Annotated in this window: 23 protein-coding genes; 12 read left to right on the top strand and 11 right to left on the bottom strand. The window is 35.4% G+C overall.

Annotated elements, in window-relative coordinates:
* The first annotated feature begins 14 nt into the window (after positions 1-14).
* Together IEV69_RS07620 and IEV69_RS07615 are read left to right on the top strand one after the other, a co-directional pair.
* Entirely contained in the window at positions 15-1,931 is a 1,917-nt protein-coding gene (locus IEV69_RS07620) for a M1 family metallopeptidase (protein WP_188441138.1), read from the top strand.
* Positions 1,932-2,134: 203 nt separating this feature from the next.
* Positions 2,135-4,366, top strand: a complete 2,232-nt coding sequence (locus IEV69_RS07615; protein ID WP_188441136.1) for a TonB-dependent receptor family protein — start codon at positions 2,135-2,137, stop codon at positions 4,364-4,366.
* A gap of 81 nt (positions 4,367-4,447) precedes the next feature.
* On the opposite strand, the gene IEV69_RS07610 is transcribed toward IEV69_RS07615, so the two are convergent.
* The gene (locus tag IEV69_RS07610) at positions 4,448-5,470 is read right to left on the bottom strand and encodes a threonine aldolase family protein (protein ID WP_188441134.1); all 1,023 of its coding nucleotides are present in this window, start codon (positions 5,468-5,470) and stop codon (positions 4,448-4,450) included.
* A gap of 81 nt (positions 5,471-5,551) precedes the next feature.
* Between IEV69_RS07610 and prfB the strand changes: the two genes are divergently transcribed.
* Both prfB and arsC read left to right on the top strand, forming a co-directional pair.
* Positions 5,552-6,659, top strand: a protein-coding gene (gene prfB / locus IEV69_RS07605) for a peptide chain release factor 2 (RefSeq protein ID WP_188441132.1) whose coding sequence is annotated in 2 segments (ribosomal slippage) — positions 5,552-5,614 and positions 5,616-6,659 — 1,107 coding nt in all. Because the reading frame shifts where the segments join, the coding sequence is not laid out codon by codon here.
* 43 nt (positions 6,660-6,702) lie between these two features.
* Positions 6,703-7,044: an arsenate reductase (glutaredoxin) gene (gene arsC / locus IEV69_RS07600; RefSeq protein WP_188441277.1), complete on the top strand. Its 342-nt coding sequence runs from the start codon at positions 6,703-6,705 to the stop codon at positions 7,042-7,044.
* On the opposite strand, the gene IEV69_RS07595 is transcribed toward arsC, so the two are convergent.
* The 4 genes from IEV69_RS07595 to IEV69_RS07580 are packed head-to-tail and all read right to left on the bottom strand — an operon-like array spanning position 7,036 to position 11,130.
* Positions 7,036-8,571 carry a bifunctional metallophosphatase/5'-nucleotidase gene (locus tag IEV69_RS07595; protein WP_188441131.1) on the bottom strand — a complete coding sequence of 512 codons (1,536 nt, stop codon included), beginning with the start codon at positions 8,569-8,571 and terminating at the stop codon, positions 7,036-7,038. The genes arsC and IEV69_RS07595 overlap by 9 nt on opposite strands.
* Position 8,572: 1 nt before the next feature.
* Positions 8,573-9,439 carry a hydroxymethylglutaryl-CoA lyase gene (locus IEV69_RS07590; protein WP_188441129.1) on the bottom strand — a complete coding sequence of 289 codons (867 nt, stop codon included), beginning with the start codon at positions 9,437-9,439 and terminating at the stop codon, positions 8,573-8,575.
* A gap of 47 nt (positions 9,440-9,486) precedes the next feature.
* Complete coding sequence (locus tag IEV69_RS07585; protein ID WP_188441127.1) at positions 9,487-10,104, bottom strand: LysE family translocator; 618 nt, start codon at positions 10,102-10,104, stop codon at positions 9,487-9,489.
* A 9-nt stretch (positions 10,105-10,113) separates the two neighbouring features.
* A complete protein-coding gene (locus IEV69_RS07580) occupies positions 10,114-11,130 on the bottom strand; it encodes a quinone-dependent dihydroorotate dehydrogenase (RefSeq protein ID WP_188441125.1) in 1,017 nt (338 codons plus the stop codon).
* Positions 11,131-11,275: 145 nt separating this feature from the next.
* On the opposite strand from IEV69_RS07580, the gene IEV69_RS07575 reads away from it, so the two are divergent.
* From IEV69_RS07575 to IEV69_RS07560, 4 genes are read left to right on the top strand one after another with little or no spacing between them, the layout of a single operon-like run.
* Positions 11,276-12,055, top strand: coding sequence for an MlaE family ABC transporter permease (locus IEV69_RS07575; RefSeq protein ID WP_188441123.1), 780 nt, complete (start codon positions 11,276-11,278; stop codon positions 12,053-12,055).
* Positions 12,056-12,820, top strand: a complete 765-nt coding sequence (locus IEV69_RS07570; protein ID WP_188441120.1) for an ABC transporter ATP-binding protein — start codon at positions 12,056-12,058, stop codon at positions 12,818-12,820.
* A 7-nt stretch (positions 12,821-12,827) separates the two neighbouring features.
* The gene (locus IEV69_RS07565) at positions 12,828-13,805 is read left to right on the top strand and encodes an MlaD family protein (protein WP_188441119.1); all 978 of its coding nucleotides are present in this window, start codon (positions 12,828-12,830) and stop codon (positions 13,803-13,805) included.
* A gap of 29 nt (positions 13,806-13,834) precedes the next feature.
* Positions 13,835-14,341 carry a hypothetical protein gene (locus IEV69_RS07560; protein WP_188441117.1) on the top strand — a complete coding sequence of 169 codons (507 nt, stop codon included), beginning with the start codon at positions 13,835-13,837 and terminating at the stop codon, positions 14,339-14,341.
* Here the strand turns inward: IEV69_RS07560 and IEV69_RS07555 are convergent.
* The gene (locus IEV69_RS07555; protein ID WP_188441115.1) at positions 14,338-14,721 is read right to left on the bottom strand and encodes a hypothetical protein; all 384 of its coding nucleotides are present in this window, start codon (positions 14,719-14,721) and stop codon (positions 14,338-14,340) included. The two genes, IEV69_RS07560 and IEV69_RS07555, sit on opposite strands and share 4 nt — an antisense overlap.
* 11 nt (positions 14,722-14,732) lie before the next feature.
* Positions 14,733-15,365, bottom strand: coding sequence for a WG repeat-containing protein (locus IEV69_RS07550; RefSeq protein ID WP_188441113.1), 633 nt, complete (start codon positions 15,363-15,365; stop codon positions 14,733-14,735).
* 249 nt (positions 15,366-15,614) lie between these two features.
* Here IEV69_RS07550 and IEV69_RS07545 point away from each other — a divergent pair, with 249 nt between their 5' ends.
* The 4 genes from IEV69_RS07545 to IEV69_RS07530 are packed head-to-tail and all read left to right on the top strand — an operon-like array spanning position 15,615 to position 19,137.
* Positions 15,615-16,469, top strand: a complete 855-nt coding sequence (locus tag IEV69_RS07545) for a universal stress protein (RefSeq protein ID WP_188441111.1) — start codon at positions 15,615-15,617, stop codon at positions 16,467-16,469.
* Between the two features lie 18 nt (positions 16,470-16,487).
* Positions 16,488-17,363 carry a universal stress protein gene (locus tag IEV69_RS07540; protein ID WP_188441110.1) on the top strand — a complete coding sequence of 292 codons (876 nt, stop codon included), beginning with the start codon at positions 16,488-16,490 and terminating at the stop codon, positions 17,361-17,363.
* Positions 17,364-17,409: 46 nt separating this feature from the next.
* Positions 17,410-18,261, top strand: a complete 852-nt coding sequence (locus tag IEV69_RS07535) for a universal stress protein (protein WP_188441108.1) — start codon at positions 17,410-17,412, stop codon at positions 18,259-18,261.
* A 27-nt stretch (positions 18,262-18,288) separates the two neighbouring features.
* Complete coding sequence (locus IEV69_RS07530; protein ID WP_188441106.1) at positions 18,289-19,137, top strand: restriction endonuclease; 849 nt, start codon at positions 18,289-18,291, stop codon at positions 19,135-19,137.
* On the opposite strand, the gene IEV69_RS07525 is transcribed toward IEV69_RS07530, so the two are convergent.
* From IEV69_RS07525 to IEV69_RS07510, 4 genes are read right to left on the bottom strand one after another with little or no spacing between them, the layout of a single operon-like run.
* Complete coding sequence (locus tag IEV69_RS07525; RefSeq protein WP_188441104.1) at positions 19,132-20,205, bottom strand: AMP-binding protein; 1,074 nt, start codon at positions 20,203-20,205, stop codon at positions 19,132-19,134. The two genes, IEV69_RS07530 and IEV69_RS07525, sit on opposite strands and share 6 nt — an antisense overlap.
* Before the next feature lie 3 nt (positions 20,206-20,208).
* A complete protein-coding gene (locus IEV69_RS07520) occupies positions 20,209-21,183 on the bottom strand; it encodes a CPBP family intramembrane glutamic endopeptidase (protein ID WP_188441102.1) in 975 nt (324 codons plus the stop codon).
* Positions 21,184-21,199: 16 nt separating this feature from the next.
* Positions 21,200-22,243, bottom strand: a complete 1,044-nt coding sequence (locus tag IEV69_RS07515; protein WP_188441100.1) for an o-succinylbenzoate synthase — start codon at positions 22,241-22,243, stop codon at positions 21,200-21,202.
* A 36-nt stretch (positions 22,244-22,279) separates the two neighbouring features.
* Complete coding sequence (locus tag IEV69_RS07510) at positions 22,280-22,960, bottom strand: metal-dependent hydrolase (RefSeq protein ID WP_188441098.1); 681 nt, start codon at positions 22,958-22,960, stop codon at positions 22,280-22,282.
* Positions 22,961-22,967: the final 7 nt, after the last annotated feature.

The following is a 22,967-nucleotide window of genomic DNA, read 5'->3' as shown; positions in this document are numbered from 1 at the left end:
TTATTTCAATTTATATGATTAAAAAATTTCTTTTCGTTTTGGTTTGCATTGTGACAAGCACTCAAGCCCAAACTCCATTTCAAAACAATCAATCCAGCTACAGTGAATTTACCTATCGCCAGGGTACTAATTTAAGAACAGCCTCCGGTAATCCCGGGCCTGACTACTGGCAAAATGGTGCAGACTACAAATTGGAAGTTGAGCTTGATGAAGTTAACAATACAATTTCAGGAACTGTTGAAATTACTTATCACAATAATAGCCCTGAAAAATTATCCTTTGTTTGGTTACATCTTGAACAAAACCGTTATAAAGAAGATTCAAGAGGAGCTTTAACCACACCCATCCAGGGATATCGTTTTGACGGAGATCTTGACGGAGGATACAATATCAGTAATGTTGTGGCAAAAACCGGAAAAAGTACTAACAATGAGTATCTCATCACAGATACCCGTATGCAGGTATTTTTTGACGAACCCATTTCTGCCAATGGTGGAAAAGCAACCATCAGTATGAATTTTAGTTATAAAATTCCCGGAAAAGGACTTGACAGAATGGGACGTCTTGATGTTGAAAAGGGTACCATTTATTCGATGGCACAATGGTATCCGCGTGTAGCAGTTTTTGATGATGTATTAGGATGGAATACTGAACCCTATCTAGGTGCAGGTGAATTCTATCTTGGATATGGTGATTTTGATTTTAAAATAACAGTTCCGTATGATCATATTGTGGTTGCTTCAGGAGCATTACAGAATGAAAAAGAAGTACTTCCGTCTGAGTTACAAAAAAGAATGCGTCAAGCTGAAAAAAGTGATCAAACTGTTCATATTATCCAACCCGATGAGGTTGGTAATACTCAAATAACTAGACCAAAGCAAAACGGTAAATTGACCTGGCACTTTATAATGGAAAATACCCGAGATATTGCTTTTGCTTCTTCAAAGGCATTTATATGGGATGCGGCCCGCATCAACCTTCCCGAAGGAAAAAAAGCCATCGCTCAATCGGCTTACCCTTTAGAAAGCAATGGTGATAATGCCTGGGAACGTTCAACTGAGTACACAAAAGCCTCCATTGAATACTATTCAGAAAAGTGGTTTCCTTACCCCTACCCTGCAGCTGTGAATGTAGCATCAAATGTTGGCGGAATGGAATATCCCGGAATATCATTTTGCGGCTATGAGCGAAAAGGCAACAGTCTCTGGGGCGTAACAGATCATGAGTTTGGCCATATGTGGTTTCCAATGATTGTTGGTTCCAACGAAAAAAAACATGTTTGGATGGATGAAGGTTTCAATACATTCATTAACTACTACAGCACCCAGGCCTTTAATAATGGAGAATATAACTCCCGCTTAAACAGAAATGGAATCGTAGCCTATAATAAAAACCCAAACAGAGAACCCATTACAACCCATCCTGATATCACACAGAGTAGAAATTTAGGAATGACAGCATATTATAAGCCTGCTTACGGACTTTTAATGCTTCGTGAATATATTTTAGGACATGAGCGTTTTGACAATGCTTTCAAATCCTATATCAATGCCTGGGCCTACAAACATCCACAACCCAATGATTTTTTTAATCACATGGAAAATGTTTCTGGTGAAGATTTAAATTGGTTTTGGAAACATTGGTTTTACAGCAATGACAACATCGATCTGGCAGTTGAAGCAGTAAACCCGGTTGGCAACGATTATCTACTCACATTTATAAACAATGGGTTTCCAATGCCTTTAAAATTTGAAGTCACTTATGAAGATGGTCAAAAAGAACGAAAAGAACTTCCTGTAGAGGTATGGCAACGATCAAATCGTTGGATTTACTTACTGAAAACAGATAAAAAACTGAAAGAAGTTGTGATTGATCCCGATCAAATTACAGCTGACATTGAAGATTCAAATAATACATTTATAGTAGAATAATTAAACATACATTTTAATTAAAGAAAAAAGCTGCCAGTAAAAGGCAGCTTTTTTAATTTGAAATTAATTCATTTAGAAATGCTTACAAATTTTAACAGTTATTCTATTTAAATTTAATCTAAATAAAGTTGTCAGTTTTAATTTTGAGAATTACTTTTGCGGCTGAAATTAATGATTATATTTAACCAGTCTAAATAAAAGAAATGCGCAAACTATTAGCTTTCACAGGTGTTCTTTTTATTCCCCTTGCTGGAATAACCCAAAATGAACAAAAAAATGACAGTATTAATGAAGCCAAAAAAACTGAAATTTTAAAAGAGATCGTGTTGTCCAGCAATATTTTGGGAAGTAAATTTGAAGTAAAAAATCGAACAGGTTCTGCTTATTATTTATCTCCTCAAGACCTTCAACAATTTGGTTATACAGACGCCAATAAAATATTAAGAGCTGTTCCCGGTGTGAATGTATTTGAAGAAGACGGTTTTGGTCTGCGACCCAATATCAGTTTACGAGGCACTTCACCAGAAAGAAGCTCAAAAATTACTTTGATGGAAGATGGGGTTTTAATAGCCCCTGCACCTTACAGTGCACCCGCAGCTTATTATTTTCCAACAATGGGTCGCATAGAAGCCATTGAAGTTTTAAAAGGAAGTAGCCAGGTACAATATGGCCCATTTACAACCGGCGGAGCCATCAATATGGTTTCTAAATCAATCCCCAGAGATTTTTCTGGTGATGTGCGGTTCTCTTACGGAAATTACAACAGCCGAAGTACTGAAGCAACTCTTGGAGATTCCGGGAAAAATTTTGGTTTTGTAACCCAATATTACAATTACAATTCTGATGGGTTTAAATCATTGGATACCGGTGGTAATACCGGGTTTGACAAAAGTGATTATCTGGGAAAATTTCGTTTAAACACCAATCACGACACAAAAGTTTTCCAATCGCTTACATTTAAAATTCAATACTCTGAAGAGACCTCTAATGAAACCTATCTTGGTTTAACCCAGGAAGACTTTGACAATGACCCTTACCGTCGTTACATAGCCTCATCAGCAGACCAAATGAATACAGAACACTGGCAATTTCAACTGGATCACCTCATCAAACCTTTACAAAATGTAAGTTTAAGAACTACAGCTTATCACAATAAGTTTAGTCGAAACTGGTATAAACTTAACGACGTAAACCTTGGTGAAACCATTAGTATAGGTAATATATTAGCAGATCCACTAACTTATAATAATGAATATCAGGCTCTGTTAGGAATTACAAATACAGCTGAAGATGTTTTTGGAATAAAAGCAAACAACCGAAGCTATGATTCAAAAGGAATTCAAACAGTAGCTAATATTAATTTTGGAAACCGTTTATATCAAAACCTTGAAATTGGTGTTCGATACCACGAAGATTCTGAAGATCGTTTTCAGTGGAAAGATAAATTTGCCATACAAAATGGAGAAATGATTCGCACTACGGTAGCTCAAAAAGGTAGTGATTCCAACAGAATCACAAGCGCAGAAGCCATTGCAGCCCATGCCTTATATAAAGTTGTTTTTAATGGTCTTACCCTAACCCCCGGTGTTCGTTATGAAACAATTACCTTAACTAGAAATGATTATGGAAAAGAAGATCCTACGAGATTAGGTACAGACTTAACCATTAAAGAAAACAATGTGAATGTATGGATTCCCGGTATTGGAGCCAATTATAAATTCAACAACGCTTTATCACTTTTTGGTGGAGTACACAAAGGATTTGCACCTCCAGGAACAACTGAAGGAAGCGACTCTGAAGAAAGTATCAATTTAGAACTTGGTTCTCGATTTAACTTCAATGGCTTAAGAGGTGAACTGGTTGGCTTTTACAATGACTACGACAACCTATTAGGAAGTGATTTAGCTGCTTCCGGCGGAACAGGCTCTTTAGATCAATTCAATGCAGGTCAAGCAACAGTAAAGGGGATAGAATTGCTGCTTAATTATGATTTGTTGCAAGCTTCTTCCGGAAAATTGAAATTGCCCATAACACTTTCCTATACATTTACTGATGCCCAATTCCAATCTGATTTTGACAGTGAAGTTGGTATTTTTGGAGAAGTAAACAGTGGTGATGAAATACCTTATATTGCCAAAAATCAATTTAATGTTACAGCGGCTCTTGAAAATTCAAATTTCAATGTTAGCCTAAGCGGAAGATATACAGATGCCTTAAGAACCGAAGCAGGAAGCGGAAGCATTCCTGATGAGTTCAAAATAGGCAGTAATTTTATTGTAGATATGTCAGCAAAATATTTTTACTCAGAGAGAGTAACAATATTCTCTAATATCAACAATCTTTTTGACAGTAAATATGAAGTAGCAAGGCTTCCGGCGGGATTAAGACCCGGAGCTCCATTTATGGTTAATGCTGGTATAGGATATTCTTTCTAAACTATTTAATTTAAATTATTCATTTTAAGTGTATCAACCTCTATTTGATTTTTATTCAAATAGAGGTTTTTTTATACTTTTTCATTCAAACTTATTTAAAAAATTCATGAAATGAATGTGCATTGTATCAGTATAATCTAAATGAGTTACAATTCTCAATTTACCCTGCCCCATTGCACTAATTCGAAATCCATTTGATTCTAATTTATTTATAAACTCTGTTTCCTTAATCGAATCATTCAGATAAAAAATAACAATATTGGTTTCTACAGTTTCTACTTCTTTAACATAGGACTGTTTTTTAAGTGCACTCCCTAATTCCTGTGCTTTTCTGTGATCCTCTTCAAGTCTGTCAATATGATGATCCAATGCATACAAACCCGCAGCAGCCATAAAGCCAATTTGTCGCATTCCACCCCCAAGTACTTTGCGTACGCGCATCGCATTGTGCATTATTTTTTCATTACCAATCAGCACGCTACCCAGCGGCGTTCCCAAACCTTTTGACAAACAAATGGAGATGGTGTCAAACACCTCGCCATACTGCTTTGCAGTTTCCTTTTTTGCGACAAGCGCATTAAATAAGCGTGCACCATCAAGATGCAAGCCCAGATTGTGTTGATTACATACATTTCTGATTTTTTTAATTTCGTCAAAATCATAACAAGCGCCGCCACCTTTATTAGTTGTATTTTCAAGACAAACCAAAGTGGTGAGCGGACTATGATAAAAATCGGGCGAATTGATATTTTCTTCAACCTGAGATGCGGTAATCATACCCCGTTTCCCGTCTATAAGTTTGCAGGACACACCACTATTAAAAGAGACACCGCCACCTTCATAGTTATAAACATGAGCCCATTTATCACAAATTAATTGTTCACCTGGTTGTGTGTGCAGTTTAATAGCAGCCTGATTTGCCATACTCCCTGTTGGAAAAAACAGTGCTGTTTCTTTTCCAAAAAGAGTGGCCAATCGTTTTTCCAATTCATTTACAGTAGGATCTTCTTTATATACATCATCACCCACCTTAGCATTCATAATAGCTTGAAGCATCCCAGTTGTAGGTTTTGTTACTGTATCACTTCTTAAGTCAATAGTCATAAACTGAATTTTCCCATAAATTTAAATAAAATACTTGCGCTACACATTTTAAAAAATCTATTTTTGTTAAAAATATTGATTATGCTTCAAAGTGATCACATCAAAGAGCTCCAAAAGCGCATTAACGCGTTGAGGAGGTATCTTTGACATAGATGCCAAAGAAATAGAAATTTCCAACGAGGAAGAAAAAACCTTTGATCCTAGCTTTTGGGATAATGCCCGTGAAGCAGAAACTTTTATGAAAGTACTGCGAGTGAAAAAAAAATGGGTTTCAGATTACAAAAAAGCAGCTACATTAGTAGAAGATACGGCAGTTCTCTTTGAGTTTTTCAAAGAAGATGAAGCTACCGAAACTGAAGCTCAAAAGGCTTATGATAAAGCGCTTCAGGCAATTGAAGATTTAGAGTTTAGAAACATGCTTTCTGAAGAAGGCGATAGTTTGAGTGCTGTTCTTCAAATTACTGCCGGTGCAGGTGGAACCGAAAGTTGTGACTGGGCTGCAATGCTGATGCGCATGTATATGATGTGGGCAGAAAAAAACAATTTCAAGGTAAAAGAACTCAATTATCAGGATGGTGATGTTGCGGGCATCAAAACAGTTACTCTTGAAATTGAAGGGGACTTTGCTTTTGGCTGGCTTAAAGGAGAAAACGGAGTACATCGCCTGGTGCGCATCTCTCCTTTTGACAGCAATGCAAAGCGCCACACCTCCTTTGCTTCTGTGTATGTATACCCTTTGGTAGATGATACAATCGAAATCGAAATTAATCCCGCTGATATTGAAATAATCACCGCGCGCTCTAGTGGTGCCGGTGGTCAAAATGTAAATAAAGTAGAAACCAAAGTTCAATTAACCCATAAACCCACCGGAATTCAGATTAGTTGTTCAGAAACACGATCACAACACGACAATCGCAACCGAGCAATGCAAATGCTAAAATCTCAATTGTATGAGATTGAACTTCAAAAACAAATGGAACAACGTGAGGATATTGAAGCTGCCAAGAAGAAAATAGAATGGGGTTCACAAATCAGAAACTACGTACTTCATCCCTACAAATTGGTGAAAGATGTACGCACAGGCCACGAAAGCGGTAATACAGATGCTATCTTGAATGGTGATATTGACAGCTTTTTAAAATCCTATTTAATGTCCACCGGTCAAAAAGAAGAAGAACAAGGCTTTTAAAACAATATTTTTTTAATAAAATGATGCCTATAAAAATTGTTGTATTATGAAAATTTATCACAATCCACGTTGCAGAAAATCAAGAGAAGGGCTTCAAATATTGGAAGGTTCAAAGCAAGATTTTGAGGTTGTTTTATACCTTGAAAACACTCCTTCATATGATGAATTGAAATCTATTATTCAAAAATTAGGCATTGCTCCTATTGATTTGGTAAGAAAAGGTGAAAAAGACTGGAAAGAAAACTTTAAAGGAAAAGATCTCTCTGATAAAGAAATTATTGAGGCCATGACTACTTATCCAAAACTCATTGAACGGTCTATCGTCATAAAAGGAAATAAAGCTGTTGTAGGACGCCCTCCTGAAAAGATAAAAGATTTACTTTAGTTGACTTAAAAACAGTATAACCGCTTTTCTAATATCTGCTGCTTTTTCAGATTCTTCAGGTGAGTATACTTCAAGGACTCTTTCATTTTCAGGAGTTAAAAAAGGGATGTCCAGTCCTCTTAATAAAAAGTCACTAAATGCAATTGTATAGTTTTTTTGAATATCTATTTCTTTTCCACCAATGAGCCAATCTCCATTTTCATTTTGTGAAAAGTTGAAGCGTTGTAAATAGGCACCGGTTCCTCGGGCACTTTTTCCGTAGTTCAATACTTCATTTAATAAACTTCCTTCTAATTTCACCTTCAAAACGCTTCCGCCGAAAGGCAAAACCCTGAAAATATCAACAGCTGTGACCTCATTTTCAAGTACATCATCAACCCTGATTGAACCTCCATTGACAAGAGCGCCATCTACTTCATATTCGTATGAAGCAGCCATAGATTCAGCAATAATTGCTCCCAGATTTGTTTGTATCCCCCTACTGGCACTGTCTGTACCATCTAAGGGAACTTTTGCCACATAAATTTGTTTATAAGGATCATCTACCACTTTTTTGATTTCATTTTCCAATATCACATTCCAATCTTGTACAATCTCATCTACAAGGTGTTGTGAAGGCACTTTGTTGTCAACAGGCACCAGTTTTGAATCGATTACCAATCGCTTTTGATTTTTATCATAAGTGAGGGTATGAATATAGATGGTTTTTGCATTGGCATCGGCTTTGGCAATTTTTGCATTTCCAGCATCCAGCAGCATACTGTGATGTTCATGCCCCCCCATAATAAGTGAAATTTCTGAAAATGTATTGGCCAGTTTTTTATCTTGCGAAAGACTCAAGTGCGTTAATCCAATAATAATATCGGTGTTTTCTTTCAATTGAGGCAGTACTCTTTGGGTTGCTGAGATATAGTCTTCGTAAGCTACATAGGGCTGTGGATTTGAATCAAGAGTAACACCAAAAAATCCTAAAATTGCTTCTGTACCATCTTCATCAGAAATTAAAAGAGAATAGGTTTCCTGTATTGATTCAGTTCGACCATTTCTACGAATCGAAAATGGAACTGTGTCTTGTTCTAAAGCATGCTTTGCATTTGAGGCAATCCATTGGAAGTTAGATTCATTGAGCCTTTGTTGAAATTCATTTTCTTTCAGATCAAATTCGTGATTTCCAACGGTCACCAGGTCAAATTGCATGGCATTCATTACGTCTATCATCTGTTTTCCCATTATACGTTCACCTTCGTGGCGCATTGTTCCAATGAGAGAAGGACTTAAAAAATCGCCGGCCAAAACCAAAAAGCTGTTGGGTTGCTGCAACTTTATAGAGTCTACTATATGTGCAACTCGCGCCATTCCTCCATATAGCCCACCACTGAGTGGTGCAATTTCATACACATCATTGAGTTGAATAAATTTAAATGTGATGATTCCGTCATCTGTCTTGCTTTGAGTTACAGCTTCTTTTGGCTTACAAGAATTAAAAAGCAAGGCAATGACTGCAAATAGTAATAGATACTTTTTCATTTTAATGGTATTTTGTGAAGATCTTAGTGGCTTCATTGTGGGCACTTTCAAAAGACATCCACGATACGTTTGTATCCGCTTTTGCGGCAGTAAAATAGGATAGCAATTTTTCGGTGGGCATATTTCCGGTTAGTTCATCTTTTGCCATGGGACAACCACCAAATCCCTGTATAGCTCCGTCAAATCGAAAACACCCTGCATTGTATGCGGCATCTACTTTTTCGTGCCAAGAACCGGGTGTTGTATGCAAATGAGCCCCAAATTCTATTTGAGGAAATTTCGGTATTAAATGAGAAAATAAGTAACTGATGATGTCAGGTGTTGAAGAACCTACTGTATCACTTAAAGAAAGTATTTTAATACCCATTGAAGCCAGTTTTTCAGTCCACTCACCTACAATTTCAACGTTCCAGGGGTCTCCATAAGGGTTTCCAAAGCCCATTGACAAATAAGCTACCACTTCTTTGTTCTTTTTATTGGCAATATTTAATATTTCCTGTAAAGTAACCATTGATTCTGCAATGGTTTTGTGGGTGTTTCGCATCTGAAAGTTTTCAGAAATAGAAAAAGGGTACCCCAGGTAATCAATCTCGGGGTGTATGGAAGCATCTTCTGCACCACGAATGTTTGCAACAATTGCAAGCAATTTACTTTGTGTTTTGGATAAATCGAGTTGTGATAATACTTCTGCAGAGTCAACCATTTGCGGTATGGCTTTAGGCGAAACAAAACTTCCAAAATCTATGGTATCAAACCCGCAACGCAATAATGACTGAATGTATTGAATTTTTTTTTCGGTTGGAATAAAATCTTTGATGCCTTGCATAGCATCGCGCGGACATTCAATTATTTTAATTTTCTGACTCATAAACGCATTTCACAACTGTGATTTGGAATGTAAAAATACAATTTATTTTATGGAAGAAACAGAAAAACAGCAATTCCTGTAAAAACTATAATTTGCAACCATTTCAGGAATTTTCCAGCATTTTTTTGCTGTTGAATGAACCTCGATATCTGCCCGGAAAGCAACGCAATAGAAGAGAATATTATAAACGAAATAATCATAAAAACAACACCCAAAATATAAAACTGGACTATTGTGTTTCCAGAAGCATCCCATAAAAAAGCAGGAAAAAATGCCATAAAAAAAATTGTTACTTTGGGGTTTAGAATATTCATAATCACCCCTTGTTTAAACAATTGATAATGTGATTTTTTTGCTGAATCTGATGAAGTAATCATCAGGGTATTTCCCGATTTGTACACTTGAAATGCCAGATATAATAAATACACAGCACCTGCGAATTTTATCATAAGAAAAACAACTTCTGATGCCATCAAAATGGCTGAAATTCCAAAAGCTACCAATGTAGTGTGAACGATGCAACCAGAAATCAAACCTGCGGTGGTCGCAATACCATAGCTGCTTCCATTTGAAATGCTTTGTGTTAGCACAAAAATGTTGTCGGGACCGGGAGAAATTGCCAGTGCCATGGTTGCGATACTAAATGATAAAAGCAATTCAACCATAAATGCTATTTATTTGGATTTTATAAGCGCTTTATTAATGTCTTTAATCAGTTTGGGGCCCTCATAAATAAATCCGGTATAGAGTTGAATTAAAGTCGCACCTGCTTCCAGTTTTTCCAGAGCATCTTTAACACTGTGTATACCACCCACACCAATTATTGGAAAAGCACCCTTACTCTCTTGATGTAAAAACCGAATGATTTCAGTTGAACGTTTTGATAGTGGTTTTCCACTCAAACCGCCTGTTTCAGTTTTATTGGCAGAATGTAAATTTTGTCTTGAAAGTGTTGTATTTGTTGCAATAACACCAGCAATTTCAGTTTTTTTAATAATGTCAATAATATCCTGTAATTGCTCATTTGTTAAATCGGGTGCAATTTTAAGTAAAATTGGTTTTACTTTGGGTTTGGTTTTATTTTCATCCTGAAGCCTTTGAAGTAATGCTGTGAGTGGTTTTTTATCCTGAAGTTCTCTTAGATTAGGGGTATTGGGCGACGAAACATTTACAACGAAGTAATCTACATATTCATACAATGTATTGAAGCAAATCAGATAATCCTCAGCAGCTTGTTCGTTAGGAGTTTCTTTGTTTTTCCCAATGTTTCCCCCTATCAATATATTCTTATTCTCTTTTAACCTTGCAACCGCTTCAACCACTCCCCCATTATTGAAACCCATTCGGTTGATTATGGCCTGGTCTTCTTTGAGTCGAAATAGTCTTTTTTTGGGATTCCCTTTTTGTGGTTTTGGAGTCAATGTACCTATTTCTATAAACCCAAAACCAAAATTTGACAATTCATTAAAGAGTTTTGCATCTTTATCAAAACCTGCTGCCAATCCAACCGGGTTTTTAAAAGTTAGTCCAAATACACGGCGTTCCAGTGATTTTTCGGTTACAGCATACAACCTTTTAAACAAGCCCGAAAATCCCAAAGCACTTAAAAACCGGATCATTTTAAACGTAAAATGATGTACCATTTCGGGATCAAATAAAAAAAGTATCGGGCGGATGAGGGATTTATACATAGTAAAGCTTTGAAAGGGCAAAAATAGTGAATTCGCCTGAACAAAATGGTTTGGGTCTATAAAAGTAATTTAGCTTTGAATCGTGACAGTTATCATTTTAACTAACCATATTTTTATTAACTTTGAGTAGGTTAGATAAAAGCAAATGGCAGAAAGCACCTCTTTTTACAATAAAATCACTTCCTTTTTTGAAGAAATCGGTGAAATGACACGTTTTGCAATGCGTTTTTTTAAAGAAGCGGTCTCACCTCCATTTGAATTTAGGGAGTTGTTGAAACAATGTTTTTTTATGGGAAACAAGTCGTTTTTTCTTGTTGCCGTAACCGGTTTTATTTTGGGAGTGGTTTTTACTTTACAAACAAGGCCAACTTTGGAAGAATTTGGAGCAGCTGCCTGGATGCCTTCAATGATTAGTATTTCAATTGTGAGAGAAATTGGCCCTGTTATCATTGCTCTTATTTGTGCAGGAAGAATTGGCTCAAGCATTGGTGCTGAGCTAGGCTCAATGAAGGTTACAGAACAAATTGACGCAATGGAAGTTTCAGGGACCAACCCGTTTAAGTTTCTGGTGGTCACGAGAATTGCCGCAACTACTTTAATGATTCCTTTATTGGTCATTTTTGGAGATTTTATTGCTTTGATTGGCTCTGCATTGATTGAAAATATAAAAGATGATGTTTCTTATCAGTTGTATTTTACTCAGGTTTTTGAAGCCTTGAAGTTTAGTGATTTAATTCCTGCAACAATTAAAACGTTTTTCTTTGGTTTTGCTATTGGATTAGTGGGGTGTTTTAAAGGGTATAATAGTAAAAAAGGAACAGCCGGCGTTGGGAAAGCTTCAAACTCGGCAGTGGTATATACTTCAATGCTGCTGTTTGTTATAGATTTTGTCGCTGTTTTTGTTTCAGATTTATTTTATAATTAAATGAAAACAACAACTTCAAATACAAGAGATTCTGAGAGCAACATTGTTTTACAAATTGAAAACTTGTATAAAGCTTTTGGTGAAAACAAAGTACTCAACGGTTTTAGTCTAGATTTAAAAAATGGAGAAAACCTGGTTTTGATGGGTCGTTCAGGTTCAGGGAAGTCTGTATTGATAAAATGTCTGGTGGGTTTGCTTAAGCCCGACAAAGGAAAAGTTGAAATCCTTGGTAATGATATTTCAACTTTAAGTCAATCTGATATGGATGAATTGCGCACTTCAATTGGTTTTTTATTTCAGGGAAGTGCCTTGTATGATTCGATGACTGTTCGTGAAAATTTAGAATTTCCGCTGAGAAGACATACCCGCAAACTCAGTTCAAAAGAAATGGAAGCGTTAGTTTTTGAAGCACTTGAAAGCGTTGGTTTAAAACACACGGTAGATTTAATGCCGGCAGAACTTTCGGGGGGGATGCAACGAAGGATTGCGCTTGCCAGAGCTTTAATTTTAAAACCAAAAATCATTATTTATGACGAACCCACAACAGGACTTGACCCAATAACATCTAAAGAAATTATTGAATTAATGAACAGCGTTCAGGAAAAATACAAAACCTCATCACTCATTATTACGCATGATGTTGATTGCGCCAGGGTGGTCTCAAACAGAATTATATTATTACTTGACGGTGTCAATTATGCGGAAGGTACGTTTAATGAGCTTTCAAATTCAAATGACACAAAAATTAAGGCATTCTTTAAATAAAAAAAATATGGGCACAAAATCTCAAAATATCAGACTAGGAATCTTTGTTATCGCAGGGGTTTTCATTTTTGTTGCTGCAGTTTATTTTCTGGGAAATCAGAAAAACATGTTTGGAAACACTATTAAAATAAGCTCCGTTTTTAAAAATGTAAATGGTCTGCAGCTGGGCAACAACGTGCGCTTTGCGGGTGTAAACGTGGGCACTGTAAGAAACATCACTATATTAAATGACACAGCAATTTGTGTTGACTTGTTAATCAATGAAAACAATGCGCGCCTTATTAAAAAAAATGCCTTAGCCACGATTAGTTCAGATGGACTTGTGGGGAGTATGATTGTGAATATTATTCCAAACGAAAAACCATTTGACCTAAGTATTGAAACCGGTGACACTATCAATACCATCAGTAAAATTGCTACTGCAGATATGCTCACGACACTAAATACCACCAATGAAAATGCCGCATTACTCACAAAAGATTTACTTAAAATAACCAGCTCAATTAATGATGGCAAAGGACTTCTAGGAGCTTTGATAAAAGATGAAACATTGGTGGTTGAAGTAAAAGAAAGCCTTGAAAACCTGAAGCAAACAACACTATCAGCTAAAAGAACAATGGCTGATATCAATAAAATAATTGGCGAAGTAAATCTTAACGAAAAAAATGTTGCCGGAATGTTATTGAAGGACACTGTTTCAGCTCATCAACTTGCGTCTATATTTGAAAATTTAGAAAAGTCATCTAAGCAAATTGAAGCACTCACTCAAAACCTCGATGACTTTTCTGTTAATTTAAAAAATAATGAAGGTTTAGTTGATTATGTATTGAATGACAGTTTGGTTGTTAAAAAACTCGATACTACTCTTAAAAATGTTGAACAAGCCAGCGATCGCCTCAATGAAAATATGGAAGCCCTGAGACATAATTTTTTATTCAGAAGGTATTTTAGAAAATTAGAAAAAGAGCAAGCTAAAGAAGAGTAAAAAATTAATTACAAAACTCAAAAGTACTCATGAGAATTGAACATTTAGAAGAACGAATACTGGATTATAAAAATTCACTTAAAAAAATAGTTGAAAAACGAATTTTGTGGAAATCCAACACTAAAGACTTTATTATTTCAGTACTCAAAAAGGCAGAAAATAACTATGCTATTGGATGGCAGGTTCAAGAACTTAATTGGATTCACAGTAATGAAGCCGTAAACATAACTTTTGATTCGTTTCCTCCAGATATGTTAGAACTCACTAATCAATTACCAACTTTTCAATTTTTACAAGGCGGGTCATTGGTTTTTTCGCAGTTGCACAATGGAGATATCAATGTTTTGATTCTCTATCCTGTTTCAGAAAACTCTATGCCTTTAGAAAGTGATACTGATGACTTAGGTGTTTTCATGCCAACAGAAATTACTGAAGGGTTTATTGTTGAAAAGTTAGATGTTTTCTTAAAGAAAATCATCAAAAGAGACATTCCTCTTTTAAACAAAACTGTGGGATTTAGTAAAGAAAATTCTTAAGGAATATCCATTAATAAATTTTTCAATTTTGCCAATAATATTACCTCTGATTTGTTTTTGTTTGCAAATGAAGAGGCAATCGCATCAGCTGTATTCCAGATTTTAATTTTTTGTGCCTTTGTAAGGTATGCAGAGTGTTTTTGAGTAAAAGATTGAAAACTTTCAAAACAGGTTTCAGTATTTGGTTTTGAAATTAAAAGGGCATTGAAATTTTTCTCTAGCAGTTTTGTGAAACCACCTTTTTTCCATTCATTTTGAAAGGCATCTAAACTAGTTTTAATTTCTTGTTCAGAAATTTGTTTATCGGCAGCTGCAATAGCATAAAAAAGATTTGCCAGTTGTCCAGCAAACTCAACTCCATTTAGGTTTTCTGAGCACATAGTTGTACTTTTTAATCAATACCTACAACTTCCCACTTACCTTTTGGAGTCTTAACTGCTATAAGGTTTTCAGAAATATCTTTAACTACAATTGGAGGGGCTTTTTTTAGCTTGTCTTTGGAAAGGCTTACTTTAAAAGGTCCACACAAGTACTTTACAATTGTACCTTCTGAGTCGATCAAAACCACATCATATGAGTAACTGACAACTCGCTTTCCAAGTGCTTTGTTTTCACCAAGAACATCTTCACTTACAGCCAAAGCTAAAGCAAAACCTTCTTTAAAGTTTGATACATTTAAAAAACGGGGCTCAATCACAATTTTTCCTGTGGGATTGATAAAACCATAGTAATCAATTCCATTGACTTGTTTTTTAATGATGGCTCGCTCTTCAACCATGACCGGATAAAGTTGAGAAGCCACACCAAGATCAACCTCAGTAGTAACTTGATCGTTAGAAATTAAATCGGTACGAAAATCCATAATTAATTTACCCGACTCATCAATAAAACCCCACTGATTGTTTGACTTTACTGCTGCATACCCTTCATCAAGAGGCGCTATAAAATCAGCGTTTTTAAACATTTGAGAAGTTGCAATAAAAGGTAATAATAAAAGCATAAATAACCTGATGAATAATTTCATAATGATTGTTTTTTTGTATTCAACTTCAGTGATAGCTCAAATATTTTTTTTAATGATTATAGTTTACTAAATTTAAACCAATGTCACTAATTTATTCATAATTAAGATGTTAAATTTAATGTTTTTATTTACTGTAAAGTATGATAAATATCATTTGTTGAGTAAATTTCATTAGTAATCAATGACATATATCATACTCAAACTAAGGATTATTAATTAACTTTGGTGAAAGCCCAAGAGAAAAGAGAAATGAGAAAAATAGCAATCCCAACAGATTTATCGGTTAATGCACAAAATGCATTTGAGTATGCCCTTTCTTTATTTAATGAACCAAGTATTTTCTATCTTTTACATGCATATGCAGAAGCTGTTTTTCTACCTGAAATTGTTGATTTACCTCAAGAAAAAATTGAAGAAAAAAAAAGCAGCACTTCAAAAAGTTGTCAGGAAAAGTTGGAACAACTCATTGAAAACATCAAAAATAAATACCCAAATTCACAGCACAAGTTTGTTTCCCAAACCAAATGTGGTTACTTACTTGATGAAGTTAATAACCTTGTAAATACTGAAAATATTGATGTATTGGTTATGGGAACACGAGGTCAAACAAATGATCGAAATTTAACATTTGGAAGTAACACCTTGCAAGTTATTAAACAAGTGCAGTGTCCTGTTTTATGTGTTCCTGAGAGTTTTCAATACAAGACTCCTAAAAGGATCTTATTCCCAACAAATTACATGATTCCTTATCAGGAAAGAGAGCTTAAGTTGGTTGACGAAATAAGCCGCTATTACAATGCTGAAATTCATATGCTCTATGTGTCTGATTTTAATTTAAGTTCTGCAAGACAAAAAGACAACAAGGCCTTTCTGGAAGATATGATAGATTCAGAATCTATTTATTTTCATCAGGTGAAGGCATCTTCCAAAACCCACACTTTTAATGAACAAATCGAAAAAATGAACATTGATTTATTGGTAATGGTAAATTCCAGACATACCTATTTAGAGAGTCTACTGGAAAAGTCTACTATTGACAAAATTGGGTTACAACCAAAAATTCCATTTTTAATATTACAAAACTTCATCAGGAATGAAGTATAACACAAAAATTTATTTAAAATGAAAAAGATAATATTACCAACCGATTTTTCAGAAAATGCATACAATGCGATTGCCTATGCCTTGCAACTTCTTAAAGATGAAACTTGTACATTCTACTTATTAAACACTTATACTCCGGTGTTATACAATAGTGAGTATATGTATTACACTCCAACCATGACGCTGGACGACATCTATAAATCAAATTCTATCAATGGGCTTGACCGAACTGAAAAAAGAATTAAAAAAGAATTTAAAAACCCAAAACACCAATTTGAAAAACTTTCCTTTTTTAGTTTTTTAACTGACGAAATAAATGAACTTGTTGAAAAAGAGGATATTGATCTGGTCATTATGGGCACACAAGGTGCCACCGGTGCAAAGGAGGTTCTCTTCGGAACTCAAACAATTCATGTTATTAAAAAAGCTAAATGTCCTGTGCTTGCAATTCCTTCTGATTATGAGTTTAAACCATTAAAAAACATTTTGCTGCCATCAGATTTGAGTATCGGTTTTAATGAAAACCAGCTGCAATCTTTGCGTTACCTGGCAAACTTACATCAATCGACAATACACATACTTCACATTCTTCAGCAAAACGAGTTAAGTGAAAATCAGGAAAAAGGAAAACAGTTCCTTTCAAAGTATTTTAAAACCACTTCAGTAGATTTTCACTTAAAAAAGGGAGACGATATTCAGGATGTGATATTGAAATTTCAAGAAGAAAATCCCGTTGAAATTCTTTCTATGATAAACAATAAACACTCATTCTTTGAAAATCTATTTTTTGAACCGGTTATACACAAAGTTGGGTTTCATGTAAAAATTCCATTTTTAGTAATTCCATCAGGAAAATACAGTATGCGAAGTATCCCGGTAAATATTATGAGGTAGAAGTGATTCACATTTTATTTTAAATAATTAGTAAAAATTCTCAGAAATGAAAAAAATACTTTTCCCAACAGATTTCTCAGAAAACTCTTTAAATGCTTTAAAATATGCAATTGAGGCTAATAAAGATGAAAACTGCGAGTTTATAATGCTTCACGCTTATGAAGTGAACGGATATGTTGAAGGAAGTAAATTTGAGGCCGAGCCAATAAACTCTAAAATCGAAGAGGCTCAGGAACAATCTGAAAATGCTTTAAACAAAATTAAAAATAAGTTTGAACTGGATAGTACACAAACCAAACATAGCTTTAAAACGGTGTCAAAAAACTATACACTCATTGACGCCATAAATGAACAACTAAGGAAAAACACCATTGATGTAATCATTATTGGAACACAAGGAAGTACCGGCCGGTATGAACTTGACTATGGAAGCAACACTATTGCTATTATGGAAAACATAAAAAACTGTCCTATTCTAGCAATACCTAGAAATGAACGCTTTACAGGCTTTAAAGAAATTGTTTTGGCAAATGGGTATAAACACAAGTTTGAAGCCAAAGATTTTGAATATCTCATCAATTTATCAAAAACACACAAGGCTCCCATCCGCGTTTTAAATATTTCAGAGACGGGTGGTTTGAGTCCCTTTCAAGAAGAAAACAAATCTGTATTAAACCAATACTTGTCTGAAACAACTCATACTTATCACATGCTGGAACATGTCTCAACCCCGGTGGGTATTTATTGTTTTTGCGAAAGCAGAAACTCTGATTTAATTTCATTTGTCAATAAAAACTACAACTTTGTAGAAAAACTGTTTTTTAAGCCTCTTTATAAAAACCTGGGAAATTATGCCAAAATTCCCGTATTAGTGCTTCACAGGACAAACGAAAAATAATCCTATTTCTAAAAACACTTCATAACTATGAGCTCTAAATCAAATAACAAGACATTTCATGTTCATAAAAAATCGGGAGAAATTGCTGTGTTTTTACCTGAAAAGGTTCGGGAGTCATTGAAAAGAGCAGGCGCAGATTCTGAAACAATCAACTCAATTGTTGCTGCCGTTGAAAATGAATTGTATGATGGTATTTCCACCAAAGAAATATACAACAGGGCTTTCAGGCTTTTAAAAAAGAAAAATACGCTGCAAGCTTCAAGGTACAAGCTTAAAAAAGCAATCTATGAATTAGGCCCCACAGGGTTTCCGTTTGAACGCTTTATTGCCGCTATTTTTAAAAACTCAGGATATGAAGTAGAGGTTGGCAAAATCTTACAGGGCAAATGTGTTACCCACGAGGTGGATGTCATTGCTGAAAAAGATCAAAAATCACTTCTTATCGAATGTAAATTTCACGGCACTGAAGGTAAAAAAACAGATGTTAAAATTCCACTATACATTGATTCCAGATTTAGGGACATCCAAAATTTGAAATCAGGTAAACTATATGATGAAGGCTGGGTTGCTACAAATACAGTTTTTACAGAAGATGCAGTGATGTATGCAAAATGCTGCGGACTCAACCTCTTGAGTTGGAATTTACCAAAAGGAAACTCATTGAAAGATCGTATTGATCACACAGGCCTGTATCCCATTACAGTTTCTGTGCTTTTAAGTGCTCGCGAAAAACAATTTCTTTTAAGCCGGGATGTTGTTTTGTGTAAAGAGTTAATCAATGATAAATTTTATCTGGATCATTTAGGCGTTTCTGAAAAAAGACAAAAAAAGATTCTGATTGAAATGAAAGAGCTCTGTAAAGGAATTCAATTATAAGTTTAGTTTTTCTTTAGATTTTTTACGGTTGATTTTTCCTGTTGTGGTATAGATCAATTCGTCAGTAAAGAAAACATCTTTGGGCACTTGAAAAGCATGTAGCCCCACATAATCAATTTCCGGAAAAGATTCTTCTTTCCCTTCAATAATCAAAACAACTTTTTCACCAAGTTCAGAATCTGGCAGCGAGGTGACAAAAAATGGAGCGTCAATCACTAAATCCAAAACCTGTTCCACTTGTTCCGGATGTACCTTATAACCTCCACTATTAATCACAAAGTCAGCACGTCCCAGCCAGGAGAATTTGGTTTCAGAAATTAACTTTACCACATCATTTGTGATTACTTTTTGCGACGTCACACCCGGCGCATCAATTATCAGGCAATTTCGATTGTCGACTGAGAACTTAACATTTGGCAATGCAACATAGGCGTTTAATTTTTGCTCTTCATCTGTTCGGTGGTTTAATTTTTTTATTGCTATATGGGTGATGGTTTCGGTCATTCCATAGGTTGCAAATAATTCTGTGGAAAGTGATTGAAGTTCATTTTCCAAAACCGGAGAAACGGGTGCTCCACCAACAATCACTTTTTTAATGCGGTGCAAATCTTTGATAGAATGCTGTAATTGCATTGGTACCATTGCAGCAAAATCATATATCTTTTTTGTCTGTGATAATGGAAATTTATTTGGTGTTACAACATCAATATGCCACCCTAAATAAAGTGCTCTCACCATCATCATTTTTCCGGCAATATAATTTGCAGAAAGACAGTGCAGGGCTTTGGTGCCTTCATAAAGATTGAAATGTGCGCCGGTTGCTTTGGCACTGGCAATCATTTTTGATTTATCAAGAGTGATTGTTTTGGGACTTCCGGTTGAGCCGGATGTATTTGCCAGTAAAGTGTCTTTTGGGTATAACCAGTTGAGCAGGAATTCTGATAATATTTTTTCTTCCTTGTCTCCTTCAAATTGCATGGCCTCAGCCACATTTATAAGTTTAGATAAGATATAAGTTTTACCGTTTAATTTAAAATCAGGGTGGATTTCTAACCAAGGCTCTTCCATTGTTTAAAGGTGTTTTTCTATGGTTTCAGTATGCATTTCTTCTGAAACTGTTATGGGTTCTGTTACTTTGCCAAACAATTTTTCATTCCAGTTCTTCCATTTGTATTTTCTAGCTAATATTAAAAGAATAATGGGATACAGAACTAGTACAGGTAAAATTACATCCAATCCCGCCGATGGTTCTGAAACATCTTTTAAAATGGAGTTTGTTTGAAACACTGTCCAATCAGCAGTTACCAAAAGTGCTGCAATTGCATTGTTTCCTGCATGAAACCCTAGCGCCAATTCAAGTCCTTCATCCATCAGGGTCATAATTCCTAAAAGTAACCCGGTTCCAATATAATAAACCATAATTACATTGCCCAATTTATCTACTTCAGGGTTGGCTAAATGCAACGCACCAAATACAAGTGAAGTAATGATGAGCGGAACCCATTTATTTTTTGCAAGTACACCAATGCCCTGCATTAAATACCCCCTGAACAAATATTCCTCCATACTCGTTTGCAAGGGTATCAAAACAATTACAATCATCGCTAAAATCAAAAATGGCACCCATTGAAACTGTACTTCATAATCTTGTGGATTGATATAAAAATCCAAACCTGTTAGCACAATTGTTATAAAGGCTATTAAACCAAACCCTACCCAAAATCGACTCCAATCTATTTTTTTTCGCGTAGTGGTTGCTTCGATCAAAGGTTGCTGATGCAAATATTTTATCATTAATAATAAGGCTCCAAGTCCAATTGCAAATGAAAGCAACATTAAAAACAAGGTCAAGTTAGAATCAAGAATGGTCATTAGTTTTGACATATCATCAAGATCTGTAATCGAGCCTCCTTCACTTACCATCTTTGCTCCTGCTGCAACCGCAAATGGTATAGATCCCAATTGTGTGGCTACAAAAACCACAATGAGTCCCACTAAATAACGCCACCACTCGTGATAAGATTTAAATGCTTGTGCTATAAACATAGTTGAAAGATATTAGTTATTGATGTAATTGTTTAAGGTTCCATTCTTTATGAATGTTGTATTTTAACAATCCGTTTTTGACTTCCAAAGGTGCTTCAATATTATTTGTAAAAAGACTTCCGGTTCCCAAACCTTGTGGCAATTTACTCTTTTTTGTAAAAGTATATTGCGCAATCGCGTTTAAACCCACATTGCTTTCTAACGCTGAAGTAATCCACCATCCACAGTTTTGATTTTCAGCGATTTCAATCCAGGTATCGCTTCCGTGAAATCCACCAATCAAACTTGGTTTTAAAATAATGTATTGTGGCTGGATGGTTTGAAGCATATTTTTTTTCTGTTCAATATCAAAAACACCTATGAGTTCTTCATCTAAAGCAATTGGAATGGGGGTTATTTCACATAGTTGAGCCATTTCATCCCACTGCCCTGCTTTAATAGGTTGTTCAATCGAATGAATTTGCATTTCTGAAAGCCGTTTTAATTTTTCCAGTGCTTCCTTCGGTTGAAAAGCACCATTGGCATCTACGCGAAGCTCAATATCATCGGCAGCATATTCTTTTCTGATCGACTTTAACAGCGCGATTTCTGTTTCAAAATCAATGGCTCCAATCTTCATCTTGATACATCTAAAACCGGAAGCCAGTTTTTCTTTTATCTGATGCATCATAAATGCTTTATCTCCCATCCAAACAAGACCGTTTATGGGAATCGATGCTTTTCCTCTTGAAAATTCTGAAGGAAATAATTCAAAAGGTTGTTTCGCTTCAAGCGAAAGGAATGCTGTTTCTACTCCTGTTTGAATTGATGGAAACTCAGTTAATGCATCATAAAGTGCTTCTTGTCCCAGATGAATGTTTTCACAAACCCACTTAAGTTTTTCTTCATAGTCCGGTCGGTCATCTGCACTAAGTTTTCGAAGGATTCCACATTCGCCATATCCAACTTTTCCACCGTCATTGATGATTAAAAACCAGGTTTCTTTAGTCTTTAAAACTCCGCGTGAAGTACCGCCGGGATGTTTAAAATTGAGAATGTGTTTTTTGTATTTTGCTATCATTTAGTGAGATGTAAACCTACAATTGATTTTAGTTTGCTACAGTTCGATACTCTCGCCAATTTCAAACAACATCAAATCTTTTCCGGCATCATAAAATTTTCGCTTGGCTTCTTCGTGATCAATTTCTATATACCCAAAAGTATCATAATGACATCCAATAATCTTATCACATTCAATGAAGTTTGACGCAATAATTGCATCATCAATTCCCATTGTAAAATTATCACCAATGGGTAAAATAGCCACATCAAGGTTTGTTTGCAAAGGGATGAGTTTCATATCCATTGTTAAAGCTGTATCACCGGCAATGTAAATATTTTTGTGTTCGCCTTCAATGACAAAACCACCCGGTTGCCCACCATAACTGCCGTCTGGAAAAGAACTTGTGTGGATAGCATTTACATATTTTACTTTTCCGAAATCAAATTCCCAGTTTCCGCCATGATTCATAGGGTGAACGGTAATTCCTTTTGCCTCATAGTGGTTGGCAATTTCATAATTACTAACAATTGTGGCTCCTGTATTCTTGGCGATGGCTTCTGCATCGAGTGTATGGTCCTGATGAGCGTGCGTCAATAAAATATAATCTGCCTTTAACTGGTTTATATCTATTTTTCCGTCCACCAAAGGATTGCCACTTATAAAAGGGTCGATAATGATATGTTTTCCTTTAATCTCCAGTGCAAAGCTGTTTTGTCCGTAAAATGTAATTTTCATAATTATG

Origin of the sequence: Planktosalinus lacus, assembly GCF_014640155.1 — a bacterium.
Classification (GTDB): domain Bacteria; phylum Bacteroidota; class Bacteroidia; order Flavobacteriales; family Flavobacteriaceae; genus Planktosalinus; species Planktosalinus lacus.
Note: the sequence above shows the minus strand (reverse complement) of the source record. Positions and strands in the feature narration are given on the sequence as shown.

Coding starts and splice junctions, on each gene's coding strand:
- IEV69_RS07565 (WP_188441119.1), top strand. CDS start 12,828: ATGGGCACAAAATCTCAAAATATCAGACTAGGAATCTTTGTTATCGCA.
- IEV69_RS07525 (WP_188441104.1), bottom strand. CDS start 20,205: ATGGAAGAGCCTTGGTTAGAAATCCACCCTGATTTTAAATTAAACGGT.
- IEV69_RS07520 (WP_188441102.1), bottom strand. CDS start 21,183: ATGTTTATAGCACAAGCATTTAAATCTTATCACGAGTGGTGGCGTTAT.
- IEV69_RS07555 (WP_188441115.1), bottom strand. CDS start 14,721: ATGTGCTCAGAAAACCTAAATGGAGTTGAGTTTGCTGGACAACTGGCA.
- IEV69_RS07515 (WP_188441100.1), bottom strand. CDS start 22,243: ATGATAGCAAAATACAAAAAACACATTCTCAATTTTAAACATCCCGGC.
- IEV69_RS07620 (WP_188441138.1), top strand. CDS start 15: ATGATTAAAAAATTTCTTTTCGTTTTGGTTTGCATTGTGACAAGCACT.
- IEV69_RS07580 (WP_188441125.1), bottom strand. CDS start 11,130: ATGTATAAATCCCTCATCCGCCCGATACTTTTTTTATTTGATCCCGAA.
- IEV69_RS07510 (WP_188441098.1), bottom strand. CDS start 22,960: ATGAAAATTACATTTTACGGACAAAACAGCTTTGCACTGGAGATTAAA.
- IEV69_RS07610 (WP_188441134.1), bottom strand. CDS start 5,470: ATGACTATTGACTTAAGAAGTGATACAGTAACAAAACCTACAACTGGG.
- IEV69_RS07585 (WP_188441127.1), bottom strand. CDS start 10,104: ATGGTTGAATTGCTTTTATCATTTAGTATCGCAACCATGGCACTGGCA.
- IEV69_RS07595 (WP_188441131.1), bottom strand. CDS start 8,571: ATGAAAAAGTATCTATTACTATTTGCAGTCATTGCCTTGCTTTTTAAT.
- IEV69_RS07530 (WP_188441106.1), top strand. CDS start 18,289: ATGAGCTCTAAATCAAATAACAAGACATTTCATGTTCATAAAAAATCG.
- IEV69_RS07590 (WP_188441129.1), bottom strand. CDS start 9,439: ATGAGTCAGAAAATTAAAATAATTGAATGTCCGCGCGATGCTATGCAA.
- IEV69_RS07615 (WP_188441136.1), top strand. CDS start 2,135: ATGCGCAAACTATTAGCTTTCACAGGTGTTCTTTTTATTCCCCTTGCT.
- IEV69_RS07550 (WP_188441113.1), bottom strand. CDS start 15,365: ATGAAATTATTCATCAGGTTATTTATGCTTTTATTATTACCTTTTATT.
- IEV69_RS07560 (WP_188441117.1), top strand. CDS start 13,835: ATGAGAATTGAACATTTAGAAGAACGAATACTGGATTATAAAAATTCA.
- IEV69_RS07545 (WP_188441111.1), top strand. CDS start 15,615: ATGAGAAAAATAGCAATCCCAACAGATTTATCGGTTAATGCACAAAAT.
- IEV69_RS07575 (WP_188441123.1), top strand. CDS start 11,276: ATGGCAGAAAGCACCTCTTTTTACAATAAAATCACTTCCTTTTTTGAA.
- IEV69_RS07535 (WP_188441108.1), top strand. CDS start 17,410: ATGAAAAAAATACTTTTCCCAACAGATTTCTCAGAAAACTCTTTAAAT.
- IEV69_RS07540 (WP_188441110.1), top strand. CDS start 16,488: ATGAAAAAGATAATATTACCAACCGATTTTTCAGAAAATGCATACAAT.
- IEV69_RS07570 (WP_188441120.1), top strand. CDS start 12,056: ATGAAAACAACAACTTCAAATACAAGAGATTCTGAGAGCAACATTGTT.